Consider the following 22,194-nt stretch of genomic DNA (forward strand, 5'->3'; position numbering starts at 1 on the left):
CGGGACAAATAATCATGACTGAAAAAAAATATATCGTCGCGCTCGACCAGGGCACCACCAGTTCCCGCGCGGTCGTGATGGATCACGATGCCAATATCATTAGCGTGTCGCAACGCGAATTCGAGCAAATCTACCCGAAAGCAGGTTGGGTAGAACACGACCCAATGGAAATCTGGGCCACCCAAAGCTCCACGCTGGTTGAGGTGCTGGCGAAAGCAGACATCAGTTCCGATCAAATTGCGGCTATCGGTATTACCAACCAGCGTGAAACCACCATCGTCTGGGAAAAAGAAACCGGCAAGCCCATTTATAACGCCATTGTCTGGCAGTGTCGCCGTACTGCCGACATCTGCGAGCATCTAAAACGCGATGGCATGGAAGAGTACATTCGTAACAACACCGGCCTGGTCGTTGACCCGTACTTTTCCGGCACTAAAGTGAAGTGGATCCTCGACCATGTAGAGGGTTCCCGCGAGCGTGCGCGTCGTGGCGAACTGTTGTTTGGTACAGTTGATACCTGGCTTATCTGGAAAATGACCCAGGGTCGCGTTCACGTCACCGATTACACCAACGCGTCTCGTACCATGTTGTTCAACATCCATACTCTGGACTGGGACGACAAAATGCTTGATGCGCTGGATATCCCGCGCGAGATGCTGCCGGAAGTGCGTCGTTCTTCCGAAGTGTATGGTCAGACCAACATTGGCGGCAAAGGCGGCACACGTATTCCGATCGCCGGGATCGCAGGCGATCAGCAAGCGGCGCTGTTCGGTCAATTGTGCGTTAAAGAAGGGATGGCAAAAAATACCTACGGCACCGGCTGCTTTATGCTGATGAACACTGGCAAGAAGGCCGTAAAATCGGAAAACGGACTGCTGACGACCATCGCTTGCGGCCCAGGCGGAGAAGTAAATTATGCTCTGGAAGGCGCCGTATTTATGGCGGGCGCATCCATTCAGTGGCTGCGCGATGAAATGAAGCTGATCAATGACGCCTACGATTCCGAATACTTTGCCACTAAAGTGCAAAATACCAACGGCGTATATGTGGTTCCGGCCTTTACCGGGCTGGGCGCGCCATATTGGGATCCGTATGCGCGCGGGGCGATTTTCGGTTTAACTCGCGGGGTGAACTCTAACCACATTATTCGTGCAACGCTGGAATCTATCGCTTATCAGACACGTGACGTGCTGGAAGCGATGCAGGCTGACTCCGGCATTCGTCTGCACGCATTACGCGTAGATGGCGGCGCGGTGGCGAACAACTTCCTGATGCAGTTCCAGTCCGATATCCTCGGCGCTCGCGTAGAGCGCCCGGAAGTCCGCGAAGTGACTGCATTAGGTGCGGCATACCTCGCGGGTCTGGCCGTCGGCTTCTGGCAGAATCTCGACGAACTGCACGAGAAAGCGGTGATTGAGCGCGAGTTCCGTCCTGGCATCGAAACCACCGAACGTAATTACCGTTACGCTGGCTGGAAAAAAGCAGTTAAACGCGCGATGGCGTGGGAAGAACACGACGAGTAATGTCAGGCACCAGAGCTGATTGCCTGATGCAGATCGCCTGATGCGACGCTGACGCGTCTTACCTGGCCTACGAGGCGGATACATATCCGGCATCATGCAGGCGCTGAAACCGTGCGGGGGCAACCCCGCACACATCAATAATCCCTCCTTTCCCCTGTGCTACACTTCGCGCCATTCCTTACTGCTTAGAGTTTGCTATGAGACGAGAACTTGCCATCGAATTTTCCCGCGTCACCGAATCTGCGGCGCTGGCCGGCTACAAATGGTTAGGACGCGGCGATAAAAACACCGCTGACGGCGCGGCGGTTAACGCCATGCGTATTATGCTCAACCAGGTCAACATTGACGGTACTATCGTCATTGGCGAAGGTGAAATCGACGAAGCGCCAATGCTCTACATTGGTGAAAAGGTCGGGACAGGCCACGGCGATGCGGTAGATATTGCCGTTGATCCGATTGAAGGCACGCGCATGACGGCGATGGGCCAGGCAAATGCGCTGGCGGTGCTGGCGGTGGGGGATAAAGGCTGCTTCCTCAATGCGCCGGATATGTATATGGAAAAGCTGATCGTCGGGCCAGGAGCGAAAGGCGCCATTGACCTGAATCTGCCGCTGGCAGATAACCTGCGCAACGTTGCGACAGCGCTCGGCAAACCATTAAGCGAACTGACGGTAACGATTCTGGCGAAACCACGTCATGACGCGGTAATCGCCCAAATGCAACAACTTGGCGTGCGTGTGTTTGCTATTCCTGATGGTGACGTTGCCGCCTCAATTCTCACCTGTATGCCGGATAGTGAAGTAGATATGCTGTACGGTATTGGCGGCGCGCCGGAAGGCGTAGTTTCCGCGGCAGTGATCCGCGCGTTAGATGGCGATATGAATGGTCGTCTGCTGGCGCGTCATGACGTCAAAGGCGACAACGAAGAGAATCGCCGTATTGGCGAGGGAGAGCTGGCGCGTTGTACAGCAATGGGTATCGAAGCCGGTAAAGTGCTGCGTCTGGGTGATATGGCGCGCAGCGATAACGTTATTTTCTCCGCAACCGGCATCACCAAGGGTGATCTGCTGGAAGGTATTAGCCGTAAAGGCAATATCGCCACCACTGAGACGCTGCTGATTCGCGGTAAGTCACGCACTATTCGCCGCATTCAGTCGATTCACTATCTGGATCGCAAAGACCCGGAAATGCAGGTGCACATCCTCTGACCGATTTGATCGATTGAGCCTTCCAGTCCTTCGGGACTGGAATTTTTTTGTTCGGAGAACGAAGATAAGGTCAGTCAATCAAAACAGGAGAAAAACATGGCTGATTGGGTAACAGGCAAAGTTACTAAAGTGCAGAACTGGACCGACGCCCTGTTTAGTCTCACCGTTCACGCCCCCGTGCATCCGTTTACTGCCGGGCAATTCACCAAACTTGGCCTTGATATTGACGGCGAGCGTATTCAGCGCGCCTACTCCTATGTTAACTCGCCAGACAATCCCGATCTGGAGTTTTACCTGGTAACCGTTCCCGATGGCAAATTAAGTCCACGACTGGCGGCGCTAAAACCGGGTGACGAAGTACACGTTGTTAGCGAAGCGGCAGGATTCTTTGTACTGGATGAAGTGCCGAATAGTGAAACACTGTGGATGCTGGCGACGGGGACGGCGATTGGCCCCTATTTGTCTATTCTGCAACTGGGCAAAGATTTAGATCGCTTCAAAAATCTGGTACTGGTTCACGCTACGCGTTATGCCGCGGACTTAAGCTATCTGCCGCTAATGCGGGAACTGGAAAAACGTTATGAAGGGAAACTACGTATTCAAACGGTAGTCAGTCGGGAAACCGCAGAAGGGTCGCTTACCGGGCGGATACCGACGTTGATTGAAAGCGGCGCACTGGAAAATGCCGTTGGCCTGCCGATGAACAAAGAGACCAGCCATGTAATGCTGTGCGGTAATCCACAGATGGTGCGGGACACCCAGCAACTGCTGAAAGAGACCCGGCAGATGACGAAGCATTTACGTCGTCGACCGGGTCACATGACAGCGGAGCATTATTGGTAAGCAGTTACTTGTCGATAAACGGCACGATTAGCAAATCTGCCGTCGACTTGTTGATAACGCCGCGATAAGCAGGCATCAGGCGATTGATAAATGAGTGGTGATGACCACAAACAAGGAGGTCACACTGCTCTTTTTGCATGATATCCAGCAGTGTTTCCGGCATTTCCCCACGCTCAATACGCAGTTTCGTCTTCGGCCACTGAATATTCTTAGTCAGCTTATACAGTTTGTTATCAGACTTATCTTTCAACAGTTGAAGAATATCTTCTGTCGCAGGGAAATAGATGCCCGGATAAAACTCACTTAAGTCATCATCAATATGAATTAACGTCAGGTGAGCGTCATTATGTCTGGCGAGCTCCAGAGCTTTGTTCACCAGTAAGGCATCTTCTTCATTCCCGGAAATTGCCACGCCAATATGTTTATAAGCCATGTTTAACTCCATTAACCAAGTGAACGCAGGGATAGCTCAAAAATAATCATCTCGGCCTGACATGAGAAGGTGAAAGCCGCATCAAGCTCGACTTGCCCCTCCAGATCCTTAATCTTGTAGGCCACGCTGGCCCCTTCATCCGCAGAGGATGCAGTGGCGGCAAGCTCTTTCAGTTTCGTCATAAAGGATTCTGCTTCTTCGCGAGTGGCGAAAAAGCGCGACAGCTTGCTGGTACAGTTGTCGTTATCAATAACGGTACCGATATCAATCGCACATCCTTTAGTACTGCATTTATCTACGACATCTTTCATAGGGCACCTCTGTATATTCGCCTCTCTGTCGATTGCCACTTAAGAATAATGCGCCGTTAACAGAAGAACAAACAAGTAATGATCTTATGGATTACCATTTTTTTTGATATTGCTTAAGGTGAGGATATGAGAAGGATTTTCCGGGATCGTTATTTTCATAAAGGAATAACGATCCCGGGGGAAAATAGCAATAATAGATATATTAAAAGTTAATCACTTGATTTATTATCCGTTCTATACTTCACATCCTGAGTATCTTTACCGTATTTATTTGCCTCTTGTGACCCGACAAAAGCCCCAAGATCAATAAGCATCATCACCAGAATCAGTGTTGGGATAAAACGCCCCACCGCCCATTGCCATACTCCCGGCAAAATTGCCCAGTTACCTGCCAGCAGCATCCATGCCACAATCATCAAAAGCGCCCAGGCGCCAGAACGCCCACGATCGTGCAGCCGTTTAACCGTCACCGCCGCTGTTGGCCATAACAGGCACACAAGGCAAAACGCTGCGGTCTGGATATCGAGTAAATTTTTACCTGCCAGTGAAAACAGCGCCAGCATGCCAACAAACCAGAGGCCGATCCAAATCCAGAAATCACGGCGTCCAATACGCCCTTTAAACGAGAATAACCATTGCTGTATGGTCATGTAAGTTCCTTGGTGGTTGTCTTCTCCAGGATTCTACCCTTTTGACAAGGACGACAGATATCGTTTTAATCGAAGCCAGTCATAACAAAAGGTACTGTCGATGAAGTCAGGGTGTACGCTGTTTTTTCTCATATGTTCTGCATTAACCGTGACAACAACGGCGTATGCACAAACACAAAGTACGGCGACTACAGCGCCTTACTTGCTGGCTGGCGCCCCTACCTTCGATCTCTCTATCAGCCAGTTTCGAGAAAACTTTAACAGCCAGAACCCCAGCCTGCCACTGAACGAGTTTCGCGCTATCGACAGCAGCCCCGACAAAGCCAACCTGACTCGCGCCGCCAGTAAAATTAACGAGAACTTGTATGCCTCTACAGCGCTGGAGCGCGGCACTTTAAAAATCAAAAGCATTCAAATTACCTGGTTGCCAATCCAGGGGCCAGAGCAAAAAGCCGCCAGGGCGAAAGCCCAGGAATATATGGCCGCAGTCATTCGCACGCTCACGCCTTTGATGACTAAAGCGCAAAGCCAGAAGAAGTTACAGTCATTACTCACTGCGGGTAAAAACAAACGTTATTACACCGAGACAGAAGGCGCTCTGCGCTATGTTGTCGCGGACAACGGCGAAAAGGGGCTGACCTTCGCTGTTGAACCGATTAAGCTGGCGCTATCTGAAACGCTGGAAGGGTTGAATCAATGACAAAAAGCAAAGCCTTTATGTCGATGAATCTCTATACTGTTTCACAGACCTGCTGCCCTGCGGGGCGGCCATCTTCCTTTATTCGCTTATAAGCGTGGAGAATTAAAATGCGACATCCTTTAGTGATGGGTAACTGGAAACTGAACGGCAGCCGCCACATGGTTCACGAGCTGGTTTCTAACCTGCGTAAAGAGCTGGCAGGCGTTGCTGGCTGTGCGGTTGCAATCGCGCCACCGGAAATGTACATCGATATGGCGAAGCGTGAAGCTGAAGGCAGCCACATCGTGCTGGGTGCTCAGAACGTAGATCTGAACCTGTCCGGCGCATTCACTGGTGAAACCTCTGCCGCTATGCTGAAAGACATCGGCGCACAGTACATCATCATTGGTCACTCTGAACGTCGTACTTACCACAAAGAGTCTGACGAACTGATCGCGAAAAAATTCGCTGTACTGAAAGAACAGGGTCTGACTCCGGTTCTGTGCATCGGTGAAACTGAAGCTGAAAATGAAGCAGGCAAAACTGAAGAAGTTTGCGCACGCCAGATCGATGCGGTACTGAAAACTCAGGGCGCTGCTGCATTCGAAGGTGCAGTAATCGCTTACGAACCCGTATGGGCAATCGGTACTGGCAAGTCTGCAACTCCAGCGCAGGCACAGGCTGTTCACAAATTTATCCGTGACCACATCGCTAAAGTTGACGCTAACATCGCTGAACAAGTGATCATTCAGTACGGCGGTTCTGTAAACGCGTCTAACGCTGCAGAACTGTTTGCTCAGCCGGACATCGACGGTGCGTTGGTTGGCGGTGCTTCTCTGAAAGCTGATGCTTTCGCAGTGATCGTCAAAGCTGCTGAAGCGGCTAAACAGGCTTAATGCTGATTTGCCCCCGTCCACGACGATGGGGGCATTACTCCAATGAATGCGCATTCCCCCTCAGCGCCCAATACCAGGTCGCCGCCAGGCCGATTAATAGCACTGCGCTCAGTAGTAGCAAACAGACTTCCATTCCATAACCCTCTACAATGATCGGCAGCAAAAATGTCCCCAATGCAGCGCCAATGCGACTCATCGCAGTAGCAAACCCGACGCCGGAAGAACGTAAGGCTGTAGGAAAACACTCAGGAAGATAAACCCCTGTGAGATTGCTGATAGCGGAAATCAACAGCGTAAAAAGGGCAAAACTCAGCGAGATAACCAAAGCAGAATCCGCCACAACAAGCGTTATCAGACACAGACCTAACACGCCAAAACTCACCAGTGTAAATTGCCGTCGTGGGAACTGTCTTGTCAGCCACAAACCAAACAACGCGCCAAAAAGCAGGAAAACCTCCATACTGATCCCGCGTTGCATAAAGGTCAGAACAGGCATTTTCTCGAGAAAAAATGGCAAAAAAGTGTAGATTGCGAAATAGGGCAACACAATACAAATAAAGAATAGCGAAGCGAATAATGTGCTGCGCCATATTTGTGCGCTAAATAATCCTGAAGAGGGATGCGTGTGTCTGATATTACCTTCAGACAGCACTATTTCTGTGCGGGGAAAGTACTGAGCTAACACTTTTCTTGCATCACTTATTCTCTCTCGAGAAAGTAACCAGACCGGCGACTCCGGGATACCCAGACGAAAAAGCAAAATCAATAAAGCAGGACCGGCAGGAAATGCAAGCAACAGACGGACAGTACCAGGGTCTGGCGTGGTAACAAAATAACGTGCTGAAGCAATGGCAATCACATATCCCACCGTCCATACCGGACTAAACAGCCCCAGCAAAACTCCTCGTTGTTTTTTCGGTAAAAATTCCGCCAGTAATGTTAAGCCCACTGCGTAATCGCCGCCAATTCCTACCCCAAGGATAAACCGCAACAGAATGATGCCCGGTATACTGTAAAAGAAAAACTGCAATAAACTGGCAATAAAAATAATCACAAAACTCACAATAAACAGTGTATTTCGGCCATATTTATCAGCCATTCGCCCCAAAATCATACTGCCTAAAAATAGCCCTGGAAGCGCCGAACTTCCCAATAGTCCCTGAACTACCGGGGAGATATTCTGTTGTGTCTCATAATAATCGATAACGTAGCCGATTACGCCTAATGCATAGCCGTCGATCATATGTGCGCTGAATACTAATAGCACCAGGCGAAGATGAAAAGGCGTCAATGGAGACGCATCCAGCGTCGTTTTATAGTTCAAAAGAGTTCCTTAATCATAACGTTATTCAGACGTTTCAAATTTACGAATACGATATTGCAACGCCTGTCGATGAATCCCCAGCATTCTGGCAGCCATTGAGATATTTCCTTCACACTTCGCCAGTGTATTTTTGATAATTTCACACTCAATATTTTCCATCATCATATGCAGACTTGTTGAACCTATTTCAGCCCGTTTGTTCGGTTGCAGTTCAGTCGTTGAAAATGATTCATTATTAACCGTGTATTTCTTATACAAATAGCCGGGTATATATTTACTTGATAAAAAAGATGAATTAGAAAGAAGAACACAAGAGTCAATATCATGTTTTAACTCGCGAACATTACCCGGCCAGCTATAAGATTTATAGATATTTATTAAAAGCGGCTCAATATCTATGACATGGGTATGATATCGTTGATTAGCTTCATCAATAAACATCGACACCAGACAATCAATATCCTCAATACGTTCACGCAATGATGGAATAGAAATAATTACCGTCGCTAAACGATAATAGAGGTCATGACGGACAGTTTTACTGGCAATTAACTCCTGCGGTTCAATATTGGTCGAGCAAATAAATCGGCAGTTAATTTTTATATCAACTATTCCGCCGAGGCGGCGGCAGGAACGCATTTCAATTGCTCTTAATATCTTTGCCTGCAGGGATAATGGCATAGAATTGAGTTCATCAAGAAAAAATGTGCCGTTTTCCGCCTGCTCAAGCAATCCTTTTTGTAATACCGCACCAGAGAAACTACCCTTTTCTGCACCAAACAAAATACTTTCCAGCAGGGTATCGGGTATTGCCGCACAGTTAATGGCGACAAACGGTCCCTTGGCGCATAGACTGGCATTATGGATACTTTGTGCAAAAAGCTCTTTTCCGCTCCCCGTTTCACCATACAGCATAATATTAGCATCTGTTGGCGCTACTTTTTTGGCGTAAGCTATACAGTCGGCCATTGCTTTACTGGTATGAATTATGTCATCAAATATATAATATTCAGGTGTTTTATTTTCATGGGCCGGCAACTCACTTTTTTCCTTTTGTTTTAAAAGTGTAATATCCTCAAGATAATTACGCGCTGGCGCGGCCTCTCGAAGGATGGAGAAAACCCCACTCAATTCCTCATCAATATCAAATGACCATGTTGAGGAAAAAACTTCAGTAAGTTTATTTTTCGTGTTGTATTGATTATATGAGTTAAGCACGGGAACCTTTGTTCGCCTGACAACACGATGCAGAGTATTATCTTTTGTCAGATTTGTTTTGGAATATACTTCTTTCAGCGATTTGCCAAGACATTCGTCCCGCGAAATATTTTCAATTTTTTCACAAGCGGCATTATAATATAGCATTATTTCATCTGCAGATGAGACTTGCACGCCCTCACTGACATGATCCAATATTATCCTGAATAATTTATTTTCATTTTTTAGCTTTATATTTTCAGTTTTTAATGCAGCTACTAATTCAAAATCTGACATTCCATGTATCTCCACACATTTAATTCACAGATTTTGCAAAAAAAACAACACACAAACAGTGATAATAATCATATTAATAAAATTACAATAGTCAGGAGAGTGTATTAAATACACTCTCCTGCTAATTAAATTACCAAACTACGGTCTGTTTAATTTCGTATTTTTGAAGCGCCTGTTGATCAAGCTCGAAACCAAGACCCGGACGATCGCTAAGAACGAAATAACCATCTTTATCTACACGAGTCATGGTTTCCGGTGTTTGCAGGAAATCACGGCGTTCAATACTCCATGCTGGTGCATCATATGGATATTCCAGGTAAGTGGCGCAATCCAACCCGGCAGCGACGTGCAAATTTGCCAGCAATGAGATTCCATTGCCCCAGGTATGAGGGCTGAAGACGCTGCCGCTAGCGCGAATGATCTCAGCATAATTACGCGCTTTGGTGATCCCGCCACAATAACAGACGTCCATCTGGAATACATCCAGACTCCCCTTCTCACACATATCGCGTACATCGTGCCAACGGCGATTCATCTCACCACCAGCAATGCGCAATGGCGTCATCTGGCGTAAACGTGCCATATTGTCATAATCGTAGTGCGGCAGAGGTTCTTCCAGCCAATATACATTCAGTTTTTCTAGTTCTTTGGCTACCTGCAACGCTTTTTTCAGATCCCACGGCTTTTCAATATCGTGTGGCATACGCCAGCCCTGGTTAGCGTCCACCATGATCTCAAGTTTATCACCAACCGCTGCACGTACCGCTTCAACCACTTTAATATCATCACGAACATCGGCATGGTGGAAACGAATTTTTACCGCCTTAAACCCCTCTTCTACTGCCCGGATTGCCCTTTCCGCACGAACTTCCGGTGCAGCAACCTCTCCCCAGGAGAGATAAGCACGCACTTTATCCGTTTTACCCCCCAGCAATTGGTATACTGGTTTGCCTGTCGCTTTACCCATCAGATCCCATAACGCCAGATCCAGTGGCCAGCAACGGCCATAATGAAAATCAATGTTGTCCAGAATCTGATTGTGGCGTTCAATATCAAACGGATCATGCCCCTGAAAAAGATATTCATGCCCCTGGAATCCAAGCATCAGGTCGCCAGAGCCAATCCCGGTAATACCCTCATCGGTATGCACCTGTACAACGGTGGCACAGAATTGTTTACGCGGTTTAAAATCCCATGCTGCATTAAAAGGCGGATCTAATGGCAATAAATAACTTTTAATTTCAATATCGGTAATTTTCATAATACAACTCCATTTTGTGTCATAAAGGTCCTACTTAGATGGAACAAGATAGACTCCATTATTTCTTTTCATATAGCGGATAAGAATAGTAGAAATAAATATTCCCAGCACACTAAATAAAATCATATACATAAACATATACTGATAACCCGTTCCGCCTGGATATTTATCCAGCCAATGACCAATTAACGTATAGATAAATGAATCTGGCATATAACCAACAAATGAAATAAATTCTGCAACGGCTCCCACCAGTGTAGCCGGCGTTTTACCTTCCTTAATTGTTGAGAAATAGATACCTCGCAAAGCGAAAATAATACCGGCGAAGATCATCATATTGCCAATCATCAGGAATAAGAAACTGCTATTGGCTGGCATAAGTAAGAAGGCCATCAGAGAAAACGTCATCGCAATACATCCCCAGCGAATAACACGGGTCGCAGAGCCAAATTTTTGCGATAACATCCCACCAATAGGGCCTCCGATGGCTTTAAGGATTTGGGTACGTACAGTGCCAAGTACACCAGCAGTGGCAACACTTAAACCAAACATTTCAGTCATGTACGGCGTGGTATAACTCAGCGCCGCATAGCCGGTGTAGACACAGAAAATGACGCCAGCCATCATCCACGCCGCGGGCATTTTTAATACCACCAAAATGTCCTTGATAACGTCACCCGATTTAATTTCCGAGGCGTTATCTTCCAGTAGAAACCAGCACAAAATACCTGAAAGGAAAATAATGACAGAGTAAATATTTATGACGATACTAAAGTCTGATGTTTTTTCTCCCATCCAACTAAACAGCGCTATAGTAGAAAATGCAACCAGCGAAGCGGAAATTCCTCTGCCTCCTTCGATGAAGCCGAATATTTTCCCCTGCTCTTCTTCACTGGTTATTCTCGTAATGACTTTTACCAGCGCAGACCAGAACGTCAAAATAGAAGTCACGCCCCAGATAGCATGTATTAACAAACAGATATAATAAGAAGGAAAGGTGGATAACCAAAAACCGCCACAGGCTGTCGCCACTAGGGAGAAGGTTAATAATTTACGACTGGAAAAACGATCTGCAATCCAGCCACCGGGCCAGTACATAAACATAGCAACAAGCCCATACACGCTCATTAAGTTTCCAAATGAGGTGTGATCCAGCCCTAAAGCTTTTTGTAACGGGTCATAGTAAGTAAAACGGAGATAAGGCAATTGATAAATTAACCCAGCTCCCAGACTCAACGTAAAAATAATAAGCCATTTACGCCCCGCAGATATTTGCTCAGATCCTTCGATAGACATAATTTCTCCCAGATAGAGTGAAAATGTTCACCTTTTAACTGGAGCAAAATACATGCCATCTGCTGGATAATTTTATATCTTTGATCTTTAAGGCAATAACGTTAGCATGAACGTAATGATGCAATCAGAAATTGCGCAATATTTTATTGCATGCAAAAAAATATTGCGCAATAGTGTGATCTGTGTGGATTTTTCTCACCCCTTACTCATAGCATCAGGGTTAGCAGAATTACTGCAAAATCTCACACTGATGATCCTGAATTTCCTCGGCTGAAGCACGATTCAACATCAGCAAATTACGTTGTGTCGCCAGCAATACAAACGAGTTATCACTTTGCCGCACCATCGCCAGCGCGTAGCTTCCCATATGCTCCCGCGCTTCAGGCACTTCTTCCGCCAGCATCATAAACGGACTGCGTTGTACCAGTTCGCTTTCAGTTACCCGACGCGCCAGGTATTCATGCCCACGCAAACCACCAGGCAGCGGCAACCAGCGGCTGCTGATATTCGCCAGATTATTGTCCAGTTGTTCGCGCACATCAGGACGAATACAAGAAATATGAATATGGAAATGGTTTTGCGTACGCCCGGTTCGGGAGTTTATCGCCAGAGATACCGCGCGATCGGGAACAGGCTGACCGTATTCTTTACTCATAAAATCACGCGCCTGCCAGGCTAACCAGAAAAAATTAGGTGTCGACGGATCGGTTAACAATGGACTTTCAGTACCGTTAATACGGTACGTTGGCATCAGCAAATATTGCAGTGGGCCATTACGATCTTTAAAAACCACGTATCCGGCGTTGGGTTTGACTTCCGCACATGGCGACGGATTTTGGTTTTCCTGCTGGTTGGGCAGACATTGCTCAAGAACAATCTTACGTAACGTGTCCGACTCTTCGCCGGTCAATTTCCAGTAGCCGATACCCGCAGCTACAACGGCAATAACCATCATCACCAAAAAAAGAAGACCCGCTTTTTTCATCTTTTTTTCCCTGTACCTCAAAGAGATGCAAGGGTAACGCAAAATCGCGACAAATAAAAAACCCGATCGTGCAATACGATCGGGTGTGGTGATTATCCAGGAGATTAGCGTTTGCTGATTTGGTCAAACGTACCGCCATTAGAGAAATGCGCTTTTTGCGCTTTCGCCCAACCGCCAAACTCTTCATCAATGGTGAATAACTTCAGCTTCGGAAACGCATTTTCGTACTTTTTTGCCACGTCAGGATCGCGCGGGCGATAATGGTTTTGGGCCGCAATCTCCTGACCCTCTGGTGAGTAGAGATACTTCAGATAGGCTTCCGCCACCTCTTTAGTCCCTTTTTTCTCTACCACTTTATCAACCACCGACACGGTTGGTTCTGCGAGAATAGACTCACTCGGCGTAACGATTTCGAATTTATCTTTCCCCAGCTCATTCGCCGCCAACAGTGCTTCGTTTTCCCAGGCAATCAGCACATCGCCAATACCGCGCTCGACAAAAGTATTCGTGGAACCGCGCGCGCCGGAGTCCAGCACTTCAACGTTTCTATACAGTGACTGCACGAAATCCTGCGCTTTTGCCTGATCGTTATTATTGTGATGCAGCGCGTATCCCCAGGCAGCCAGATAGTTCCAGCGAGCGCCGCCAGAGCTTTTTGGGTTTGGCGTAATCACTGAAACACCCGATTTAACCAAATCGTTCCAGTCGTGAATTTGCTTCGGATTGCCCTTGCGCACCAGAAATACAATGGTGGAAGTGTATGGCGCAGAGTTATCTGGCAGGCTCTTGATCCAGTTTTTATCAATACGACCACGTTCTGCAATAGCATCCACGTCATAAGCCAGCGCCAGCGTAACGACATCTGCGTCGATACCATTAATTACCGACGTCGCTTGCTTACCTGAACCACCGTGCGACTGGCGAATTACCACGTTATCGCCAGTTTGCTGTTTCCAGTGGGCGCTGAACGCTTTGTTGTACTGCTCATACAACTCGCGTGTTGGATCATACGAAACGTTAAGAAGCTGAATATCCTTTGCCATAACGCTGGTCGCTGCCAGCAAAAATGTTAACCCTACGCCCCACGTGTTCATCGCCCGGCTCTCTTATGTTGTGTTGTGATGATCAAAGCGTGCCAGAAAGGGCATAAAACATTAAAGAATAAAAAAAGATTGGCTATAACTTGTAGGTATATATCGGGGGGGTTAAAAAGGCGGAAGAAATCCGCCTCATATTGCTGACAAAATGCGCTTTGTCCATGCCGGATGCGGCGTCAACGCCTTATCAGGCCTACAAAATCTTGCAAATTCAATAAATTGCAGAATTCATGTAGGCCTGATAAGCGAAGTGCATCAGGCATTTTTGCTTCTGCCATCGGTTTCAGGCTAAAGAAATCTGCCTTTTTCCGAAACCATTAATACAGTTTTTTCGCGCAGTCCAGCCAGTCGCCTTTGAACGGACGCTTCATGTTTTCGATAGCGTCAATGATGTCATGGTGAACCAGTTGCTCGTTCTGGATACCTACGCAGCGACCGCCATAACCAGCCAGCAGTAGCTCAATCGCATAAGCGCCCATACGGGAAGCCAGAATACGGTCATAAGGTACCGGGGAACCGCCGCGCTGAATGTGGCCCAGTACAGTTGCACGAGTTTCACGACCAGTTTCTTTTTCGATAAAGTGCGCCAGTTCGTCGACATCGCACATGTGTTCGGTAATCGCCACAATCGCGTGTTTTTTACCTTTCGCGATACCCGCTTTGATTTCATTTACCAGGTCGTCACGGCTGAATTCAACTTCTGGAACCACAACGAATTCACAACCACCAGCAATAGCCGCAGCCAGCGTCAGATCGCCACAGTAACGCCCCATCACTTCCACCACGGAAATACGCTGGTGAGAAGAAGAGGTATCACGCAAACGGTCGATAGCTTCTACAACAGTGCTCAGCGCAGTGAAGAAACCGATGGTGTAGTCAGTGCCTTTGATATCGTTATCGATGGTGCCCGGCAGACCGATGCACGGGAAGCCCATTTCTGTCAGACGCATTGCCCCCATATAGGAACCATCACCACCAATAACGACCAGTGCATCAATTCCACGTTTTTTCAGGTTTTCGATAGCCACGGCGCGGATGTTCTCGTCGCGGAATTCCGGGAAGCGTGCAGAACCGAGGAACGTACCGCCACGGTTGATCATGTCAGACACGCTATAACGGTCTAGCTGTACCATGCGGTCTTCATACAGACCCAGATAGCCGTCATAAATGCCCATAACTTCCAGACCTTCTGTCAGCGCAGAACGAACAACCCCGCGAATTGCGGCGTTCATGCCTGGCGCATCACCGCCGCTTGTCAACACACCGATTTTCTTAATCATGACTACCTCTGAACTTTGGAATGCAAAATGAAATCTGTTGCCGGAAGTCTTCTTGCACATCGAAGTGATCCAACGAATGTACAAATAGTATAACAATCACTTCCTGCTGAATTGATTCAGGTCAGGCCAAATGGCGGTATTTTATACACAAAATGCGAGTCTGGCTCTCTTTTTATACCGATCATGAAAGCGTAGACTTTTTACTCTCCCTGGGTACGACGGAGCAAGGATCCTGATGGATAATCACATCCGATCCCGGAAAACGCCGTAAAATAGCCTGCTCTACCTGATCCGCCACCATATGTGCCTGAACCAAAGGCAGAGAGTCTTCCATTTCCAAATGAATCTGAATAAAGCGAGTCGGCCCTGACTGCCGCGTGCGAAGATCGTGAGCACCGCTAACTCCCGGCCAGGAAGTCACGATATCAAAAATTTCCTGTCGCTCCTCATCGGGCAGCGCGCGATCCAGCAATGACTGTATCGCCTCATACCCCATGCGTAACGCGCTATATAAAATATAGATGCCGATTCCCAAAGCAAACAAGGCATCAGCACGATGCCAGCCATACCAGGACAAACCCAGCGCCAGCAAAATCGCGCCGTTCATCATAACATCAGACTGATAATGTAGCATATCTGCCCGCACAGCCTGACTTTGCGTCCTGCGCACGACCCAACGCTGAAACGAGACAAGTATGATCGTGCAGATTAACGCCACGATAGTCACGATAACCCCAACCCCAGGATCCGTCATCGGCGTTGGAGAAACCAAGTGCTGAATGCCGGTCAAAAACAAAAACAGCGCCGAACCGGAGATAAACATACTTTGCGCCAGCGCCGCGAGGGACTCAGCTTTACCGTGGCCAAACGAGTGATTGTCGTCGGCAGGCTGCAGCGAATATCGCACCACCAGCAAATTCGTCAGCGACGCGCCGATATCAACTAACGAATCGACCAACGCGGCAAGAATACTCACCGAACCGGTATACCACCATGCAAAAATTTTAATCAGCAATAGCAGCGAAGCCATCGCCGTCGCAGCAACTGCCGCCCGACTGACCAGCCGTCCATAAGATTGATTCATAAATACTCCCGCTATCAACTGACGGTAGTATAACGGATGCAAATCATCTGCAATGCATTAAGCAACAGGCAAATTAAGGATAAAAAAAACCCCCACATCATGTGGGGGAAGACAGGGATGGTGTCTATGGCAAGGAAAACAGGGTTTACTACTGGGAACGTGAGTTGCTACTACTCAATAGCTTCAACGATGAACTTTTTTGCCATTGCGTCACGTCGCGCAACTGTTCCATTCGTTGTTGATGTTTCTCATTTAAAACCGCTTGCTGCTCTGGCGTTAGCAGGCGATACATTTGGTTGCGGACTTTAGCCATTTCAACCTGACGAGCGATCTGCTCTTTCGCCATTTTTTCTGCCTGAGCGCGCACAGCGTTTTCATCAAAATTTTCTGCAGTGACAAGGCGATGCATTGTCTCCATTTCGCTAACATTAACAGGAGGCTGTTCATGTCGGGCCTGCTGCATAAGATCTCGCATCTGCTGACGCTGATGTTCGGTTAAACTTATGCCGTCGAACATATGGCTCTGCGTACTGCGCTGCGCAAGTTCTTCGCCCGGATGCCAGTTATCGCCTGAACCGACTTCAGCAGCGTGGCTTAATGAACTGACTGCCAGCGTTGAGGCCATGACGGCAGCGGTAACTATGCGCATCATTTGCTCCCAAAATCTTTCTGTCGCGATTCAACGATAGAGAGTTTACGATTCAGGCTGCAAACATGCGTCAGGGGGTGTAAAACAACGTAAAGTCATGGATCAGCGACGTCTGATGACGTAATTTCTGCCTCGGAGGTATTTAAACAATGAATAAAATCCTGTTAGTTGATGATGACCGAGAGCTGACTTCCCTGTTAAAGGAGCTGCTCGAAATGGAAGGCTTCAACGTGATTGTTGCCCACGACGGGGAACAGGCGCTTGAGCTTCTGGACGACAGCATTGATTTACTTTTGCTTGATGTAATGATGCCGAAAAAAAATGGCATCGATACGCTAAAAACACTTCGCCAGACACACCAGACGCCTGTCATTATGTTGACGGCGCGCGGTAGTGAACTTGATCGCGTTCTCGGCCTTGAGCTGGGCGCAGATGACTATCTTCCAAAACCATTTAATGACCGTGAGCTGGTCGCCCGTATTCGCGCGATTCTGCGCCGTTCGCACTGGAGCGAGCAACAACAGCAAAACAACGACAACGGTTCTCCGACGCTGGAAGTCGATGCGTTAGTACTGAATCCGGGGCGTCAGGAAGCCAGCTTCGACGGGCAAACGCTGGAGTTAACCGGCACCGAATTTACCCTGCTCTATTTACTGGCGCAGCATCTGGGTCAGGTCGTTTCACGCGAACATTTAAGCCAGGAAGTGCTGGGCAAACGCCTGACGCCTTTCGACCGCGCTATCGATATGCATATCTCCAACCTGCGTCGTAAATTGCCAGATCGTAAAGACGGTCATCCGTGGTTTAAAACGTTGCGTGGTCGCGGCTATCTGATGGTCTCCGCTTCATGATAGGCAGCTTAACTGCGCGTATCTTCGCCATCTTCTGGCTGACGCTGGCGCTGGTGTTGATGTTGGTCTTGATGTTACCTAAGCTCGATTCACGCCAGATGACCGAGCTTCTGGATAGCGAGCAGCGTCAGGGGCTGATGATTGAGCAGCATGTCGAAGCAGAGCTGGCGAACGATCCGCCCAACGATTTAATGTGGTGGCGTCGCCTGTTCCGTGCCATTGATAAGTGGGCGCCTCCGGGCCAGCGTTTATTACTGGTAACCACCGAAGGGCGCGTGATCGGTGCTGAACGCAACGAAATGCAGATCATTCGCAACTTTATTGGTCAGGCAGATAACGCCGATCACCCGCAGAAGAAAAAGTATGGTCGCGTGGAACTTGTCGGGCCATTCTCCGTGCGCGACGGCGAAGATAATTACCAACTCTATCTGATCCGCCCGGCCAGCAGTTCTCAATCCGATTTTATTAACTTACTGTTCGACCGTCCTCTATTACTGCTTATTGTCACCATGTTGGTCAGTTCACCGCTGCTGTTGTGGTTGGCCTGGAGTTTGGCGAAACCGGCGCGTAAGCTGAAAAACGCTGCCGATGAGGTCGCCCAGGGGAACTTACGCCAGCACCCGGAACTGGAAGCAGGGCCGCAAGAATTCCTTGCCGCAGGCGCCAGTTTTAACCAGATGGTCACCGCACTGGAGCGCATGATGACCTCCCAGCAGCGCTTGCTCTCTGACATTTCTCACGAACTACGCACGCCGTTGACGCGCCTGCAACTGGGTACGGCATTACTGCGTCGTCGTAGCGGCGAAAGCAAGGAACTGGAACGTATTGAAACCGAAGCCCAACGGCTGGATAGCATGATCAACGACCTGTTGGTGATGTCACGTAATCAGCAAAAGAACGCGCTGGTGAGCGAGACCATCAAAGCCAACCAGTTATGGAGTGAAGTGCTGGATAATGCGGCGTTCGAGGCAGAACAAATGGGCAAATCGTTTACGGTTAATTTCCCGCCAGGGCCATGGCCGCTGTACGGTAACCCGAATGCTCTGGAAAGTGCGCTGGAAAACATCGTTCGCAACGCGCTGCGTTATTCTCATACGAAGATTGAAGTGGGCTTCGCGGTAGATAAAGACGGTATCACCATTACGGTGGATGACGATGGCCCGGGCGTTAGCCCGGCAGATCGCGAGCAGATTTTCCGTCCATTCTATCGTACTGACGAAGCGCGCGATCGCGAATCTGGCGGTACGGGCCTGGGTCTGGCGATTGTTGAAACCGCCATTCAGCAGCACCGTGGTTGGGTGAAAGCCGACGATAGCCCGCTGGGCGGTTTACGGCTGGTGATTTGGTTGCCGCTGTATAAACGGTCATAACGTCAACCTTCAGGTAAAAAATGCCTGATGCACTACGCTTATCAGGCCTACAAAACCTGCGGAATTTATTGATTTTGTAGGCCGGATAAGGCGTTTACGCCGCATCCGACGTTTGAGCATGGAGCCTGACACGACGCTGGTCGCGTCTTATCAGGCCTACTCTTCGGGGGTTATTTTCCCCACAAACGCCGCGAATTATCTTCGATCCGGCCGCTAAGACGACGGTTCTGCATCGTTCGCGTCCAGCTTTTCGATAGCCCGGCGGCAGACAGTAAACGGTGATATTGATCGTCATCAAACGGCATATGCCATGCGATGGCGGCAGCCTCCTGCACGGTGACATCACTGACACGCGAGACCAGCTCCAGCGGCGCATCGGCAGACACCTTTCCTGGCGCTATCACACTATACAGCCAGCCAATTTTCCCGGCATTCTGCATCAACTGCACCATATCGCTAATACCGAAATGATAATTGAGTTTAAAACATGGCGAACGCGGCTGGGTGACCTGAATCAGCACCTCTCCCCAGCGAAAAATATCACCAATATAGACATTACTCTCGGTCAGGCCTTCGGTTGACAAGTTTTCCCCAAAGGCTGGAGCCACAAACAGATCCGCCTGCTCCGGGAATTCCCGCGCCCAATAAAGATAATGTTCACGAGGATAGTGACACAGCGCCCTGTCTGGCCCGCCGTGGATTTTTTTCTCTGCCTGCTCATCGCCTTCCAGGCCCAGTTCCGTCAGCACCAGTTCGCCATCGACCTGGATTTTCGCAATCGCGCTGGGGCGACTTTGCGGATAATCCTGAATTTTGCCTGTGTATACATCAACGGGATAATGCATCTGTTTTCTCCTTCGCAGATACAAAAAAGCGAGCCATCAGACTCGCTTCTCACAGGCGTTTATGCAACCTTATTTTTTCGCCGCGAAACGTGCCGCAGCTTCATCCCAGTTCACCACGTTCCAGAACTCTTTGATGTAGTCCGGGCGACGGTTCTGGAATTTCAGGTAGTAAGCGTGTTCCCAAACGTCCAGCCCCAGAATCGGGAAGCCGGAAGCGCCAGAAATGGCTTCACCCATCAGCGGGGAGTCCTGGTTAGCAGTAGAAACTACCGCCAGTTTATCGCCTTTTTGCACCAGCCATGCCCAGCCGGAACCAAAGCGGGAAGCCGCCGCTTTTTCAAATTCTGCTTTGAAATTATCGACGGAACCGAAATCACGTTCGATAGCCGCTTTCAGATCACCCTGCAGAGTGGTGCCTTTTTTCAGACCTTTCCAGAACAGGCTATGGTTAGCGTGACCGCCCGCGTTATTGCGCAGCACGGTTTTCTTGTCTGCTGGCAGCTGTTCCAGTTTGGTAATCAACTCTTCAACCGACAGATTGGCGAACTCTGGCAGACTTTCCAGCGCCGCGTTGGCGTTGTTGACGTAGGCCTGATGATGTTTGGTGTGATGGATTTCCATGGTCTGCTTATCGAAGTGCGGTTCCAGGGCATCGTAAGCATACGGCAGGGATGGCAGGGTATAGCTCATTTTCATCTCCAGTATTGTCGGGCGGCCGATTGTTAATGCCGCGTAAGCAGTTGGTTCATTATAGTTAATTAAATGATATTGAAAATGATTATCAATGCCGCACTTTTCATAAGGATATGGTTTTGCAGGGAAATGCCTGAGATATGCGCCAAATCATCTACTTAATGTCATGAGACTAACGGAATAGCGTCACTCCGCCAGTGAGGGAATATTATCGGATGCGTCGCATCCGACATTACAACGCTAATCCAAAAAACAAACTCTTATCGCAGACGGTTATAATCGCCGACCATTTCATTGTATTCGTTTAATGCCGCCGGGTAAGAGGCTTCTACCATCCAACTTGAGCCAGGATCCTGAAGCAGCTCTTTATCCCCTTCAGAATACGGGACGTTATCTCTGACGCGGCGAACATATTTCTTAGCCGCAAGTTGATATTCGCCTGCCGAGTTAATAAAAGGAAAATTCATGCCGCCTTTATCTGCTTCCTTGACCTGCGCGACCAATGTTTCCAGTTCGGCAACTTTCTTCATTGCCATTTCCGTATCAAACTTTTCTTGTGAAATTAACCCATTAATTTTTTTAGCTGAAATCATGACAGCCAGTGAATAGTAGTGGAAATTCTTCCCTTCTCGTTGCTCAATATTTTTCAGTTCAGCAAGCTGGCGCCGATCATTAATTTCTTCAATAGCCGTACGATAAGACTCCGCAACTGGCTGGAAGGCTTCGATATTCTTCAACAACGTCTGGTGAAGAATTTTCCCTTTAGCAAACGCGTCGTCTTTATAATTTTCCTGAGTGTAATATTTATCCATTTCATTAATGGTATTACCCAACGCTACAGCAGCATTAATATAGTCCAACGCAACACCATCAATAGGTTCAAGCGCCGGTGTTAATGCCGCAACACGCTTCATCCCTTTTTCACAGCCAGTAAGGCTTATTTCACTGATACTATAGATCCCATAAACAATGCTCTCTTTACCTGTCGGCCCCTGTTTAAAATCTTTTAACCAATCAGCGTAACGCGACAGGCTACGTTGTACAGGAAGCTGTAATTCATTGAAACATTTGATGTAGACAGCCATCTTCTCATCATACACAGCTTGCTCATCGACCACAGGTTGCGCAGACGCCTCCGATTTAGCCTCAGTTTTTGCTGCCGGTTTTTCAGTCGGTTTTGATTCAGTTGTGGGAGCGGCGGGTTGATTATTGGCGGACGGAGAGCTTTCTGTTTCAGCTTTTTTATCATCACATCCAGTGACACTGAGGGCCATTACGGCGACAATAATAGCCGAAGATAATAAATTCCTTTTCATTTAATTGCCTTATAAATAGATGAATAAGAGTGTGAATATGATAAAGGGAAAAAGGAAATACCACTACGCAATATTTATTTATAAATAAATCGATAAAATTCACAGG

Annotated in this window: 22 protein-coding genes; 7 read left to right on the plus strand and 15 right to left on the minus strand. The window is 48.2% G+C overall.

What is annotated here, in order from left to right:
- Window positions 1–14: 14 nt before the first annotated feature.
- The 3 genes from glpK (at window position 15) to fpr (ending at window position 3,574) form a co-directional block, all read left to right on the plus strand.
- Entirely contained in the window at window positions 15–1,523 is a 1,509-nt protein-coding gene (glpK, locus tag EA14781_RS02980) for a glycerol kinase GlpK (RefSeq protein ID WP_000136774.1), read from the plus strand.
- Between the two features lie 197 nt (window positions 1,524–1,720).
- Complete coding sequence (gene glpX, locus EA14781_RS02985) at window positions 1,721–2,731, plus strand: class II fructose-bisphosphatase (protein WP_001250631.1); 1,011 nt, start codon at window positions 1,721–1,723, stop codon at window positions 2,729–2,731.
- 96 nt (window positions 2,732–2,827) lie between these two features.
- Window positions 2,828–3,574: a ferredoxin--NADP(+) reductase gene (gene fpr, locus EA14781_RS02990; RefSeq protein WP_000796309.1), complete on the plus strand. Its 747-nt coding sequence runs from the start codon at window positions 2,828–2,830 to the stop codon at window positions 3,572–3,574.
- Window positions 3,575–3,578: 4 nt separating this feature from the next.
- On the opposite strand, the gene uspD is transcribed toward fpr, so the two are convergent.
- The 3 genes from uspD to EA14781_RS03005 form a co-directional block, all read right to left on the minus strand.
- The gene (uspD, locus tag EA14781_RS02995) at window positions 3,579–4,007 is read right to left on the minus strand and encodes a universal stress protein UspD (RefSeq protein WP_000323550.1); all 429 of its coding nucleotides are present in this window, start codon (window positions 4,005–4,007) and stop codon (window positions 3,579–3,581) included.
- A gap of 11 nt (window positions 4,008–4,018) precedes the next feature.
- Window positions 4,019–4,318 carry a DUF406 domain-containing protein gene (locus EA14781_RS03000; protein ID WP_000655995.1) on the minus strand — a complete coding sequence of 100 codons (300 nt, stop codon included), beginning with the start codon at window positions 4,316–4,318 and terminating at the stop codon, window positions 4,019–4,021.
- Between the two features lie 209 nt (window positions 4,319–4,527).
- The gene (locus EA14781_RS03005) at window positions 4,528–4,968 is read right to left on the minus strand and encodes a DUF805 domain-containing protein (RefSeq protein ID WP_000155267.1); all 441 of its coding nucleotides are present in this window, start codon (window positions 4,966–4,968) and stop codon (window positions 4,528–4,530) included.
- Between the two features lie 100 nt (window positions 4,969–5,068).
- Between EA14781_RS03005 and EA14781_RS03010 the strand changes: the two genes are divergently transcribed.
- Both EA14781_RS03010 and tpiA read left to right on the plus strand, forming a co-directional pair.
- Entirely contained in the window at window positions 5,069–5,668 is a 600-nt protein-coding gene (locus EA14781_RS03010) for a YiiQ family protein (RefSeq protein ID WP_000834911.1), read from the plus strand.
- 107 nt (window positions 5,669–5,775) lie between these two features.
- Complete coding sequence (tpiA, locus tag EA14781_RS03015; protein WP_001216333.1) at window positions 5,776–6,543, plus strand: triose-phosphate isomerase; 768 nt, start codon at window positions 5,776–5,778, stop codon at window positions 6,541–6,543.
- Window positions 6,544–6,577: 34 nt separating this feature from the next.
- Here tpiA and EA14781_RS03020 read toward each other — a convergent pair whose 3' ends face one another.
- The 9 genes from EA14781_RS03020 to cpxP form a co-directional block, all read right to left on the minus strand.
- Window positions 6,578–7,867 carry an MFS transporter gene (locus EA14781_RS03020; protein ID WP_001108172.1) on the minus strand — a complete coding sequence of 430 codons (1,290 nt, stop codon included), beginning with the start codon at window positions 7,865–7,867 and terminating at the stop codon, window positions 6,578–6,580.
- Window positions 7,868–7,888: 21 nt separating this feature from the next.
- Window positions 7,889–9,361 (minus strand): sigma-54 interaction domain-containing protein, encoded by a 1,473-nt coding sequence (locus EA14781_RS03025; protein WP_001279024.1) that lies wholly within the window; start codon window positions 9,359–9,361, stop codon window positions 7,889–7,891.
- A gap of 130 nt (window positions 9,362–9,491) precedes the next feature.
- A complete protein-coding gene (locus EA14781_RS03030) occupies window positions 9,492–10,622 on the minus strand; it encodes a mandelate racemase/muconate lactonizing enzyme family protein (RefSeq protein ID WP_000704540.1) in 1,131 nt (376 codons plus the stop codon).
- Window positions 10,623–10,652: 30 nt separating this feature from the next.
- Complete coding sequence (locus EA14781_RS03035) at window positions 10,653–11,918, minus strand: MFS transporter (protein ID WP_000020998.1); 1,266 nt, start codon at window positions 11,916–11,918, stop codon at window positions 10,653–10,655.
- Window positions 11,919–12,147: 229 nt separating this feature from the next.
- Window positions 12,148–12,903, minus strand: a complete 756-nt coding sequence (cdh, locus tag EA14781_RS03040) for a CDP-diacylglycerol diphosphatase (RefSeq protein ID WP_024164686.1) — start codon at window positions 12,901–12,903, stop codon at window positions 12,148–12,150.
- A gap of 104 nt (window positions 12,904–13,007) precedes the next feature.
- Entirely contained in the window at window positions 13,008–13,997 is a 990-nt protein-coding gene (sbp, locus tag EA14781_RS03045; protein ID WP_001099282.1) for a sulfate/thiosulfate ABC transporter substrate-binding protein Sbp, read from the minus strand.
- Window positions 13,998–14,317: 320 nt separating this feature from the next.
- Window positions 14,318–15,280 (minus strand): 6-phosphofructokinase, encoded by a 963-nt coding sequence (gene pfkA / locus EA14781_RS03050; protein WP_001355350.1) that lies wholly within the window; start codon window positions 15,278–15,280, stop codon window positions 14,318–14,320.
- A 181-nt stretch (window positions 15,281–15,461) separates the two neighbouring features.
- On the minus strand, window positions 15,462–16,364 hold the full coding sequence (gene fieF, locus EA14781_RS03055) for a CDF family cation-efflux transporter FieF (RefSeq protein ID WP_001076754.1): 903 nt from the start codon (window positions 16,362–16,364) through the stop codon (window positions 15,462–15,464).
- A 148-nt stretch (window positions 16,365–16,512) separates the two neighbouring features.
- A complete protein-coding gene (gene cpxP / locus EA14781_RS03060; RefSeq protein WP_024164685.1) occupies window positions 16,513–17,013 on the minus strand; it encodes a cell-envelope stress modulator CpxP in 501 nt (166 codons plus the stop codon).
- A 149-nt stretch (window positions 17,014–17,162) separates the two neighbouring features.
- Here cpxP and cpxR point away from each other — a divergent pair, with 149 nt between their 5' ends.
- Both cpxR and cpxA read left to right on the plus strand, forming a co-directional pair.
- Window positions 17,163–17,864, plus strand: a complete 702-nt coding sequence (gene cpxR, locus EA14781_RS03065; RefSeq protein WP_001033724.1) for an envelope stress response regulator transcription factor CpxR — start codon at window positions 17,163–17,165, stop codon at window positions 17,862–17,864.
- Window positions 17,861–19,234: an envelope stress sensor histidine kinase CpxA gene (gene cpxA, locus EA14781_RS03070; protein ID WP_000580409.1), complete on the plus strand. Its 1,374-nt coding sequence runs from the start codon at window positions 17,861–17,863 to the stop codon at window positions 19,232–19,234. The genes cpxR and cpxA overlap by 4 nt, the downstream gene beginning before the upstream one ends.
- Window positions 19,235–19,404: 170 nt before the next feature.
- On the opposite strand, the gene yiiM is transcribed toward cpxA, so the two are convergent.
- The 3 genes from yiiM to EA14781_RS03085 all read right to left on the minus strand — a co-directional run bounded on the left by yiiM (window position 19,405) and on the right by EA14781_RS03085 (window position 22,088).
- On the minus strand, window positions 19,405–20,079 hold the full coding sequence (gene yiiM, locus EA14781_RS03075) for a 6-hydroxyaminopurine reductase (protein WP_000559238.1): 675 nt from the start codon (window positions 20,077–20,079) through the stop codon (window positions 19,405–19,407).
- A gap of 69 nt (window positions 20,080–20,148) precedes the next feature.
- Window positions 20,149–20,769: a superoxide dismutase [Mn] gene (sodA, locus tag EA14781_RS03080; protein ID WP_002460606.1), complete on the minus strand. Its 621-nt coding sequence runs from the start codon at window positions 20,767–20,769 to the stop codon at window positions 20,149–20,151.
- A gap of 263 nt (window positions 20,770–21,032) precedes the next feature.
- Complete coding sequence (locus EA14781_RS03085; protein ID WP_000828060.1) at window positions 21,033–22,088, minus strand: YiiG family protein; 1,056 nt, start codon at window positions 22,086–22,088, stop codon at window positions 21,033–21,035.
- Window positions 22,089–22,194: the final 106 nt, after the last annotated feature.

Source organism: Escherichia albertii NBRC 107761 = DSM 17582 (genome assembly GCF_000759775.1).
GTDB classification, from domain to species: Bacteria; Pseudomonadota; Gammaproteobacteria; order Enterobacterales; family Enterobacteriaceae; genus Escherichia; species Escherichia albertii.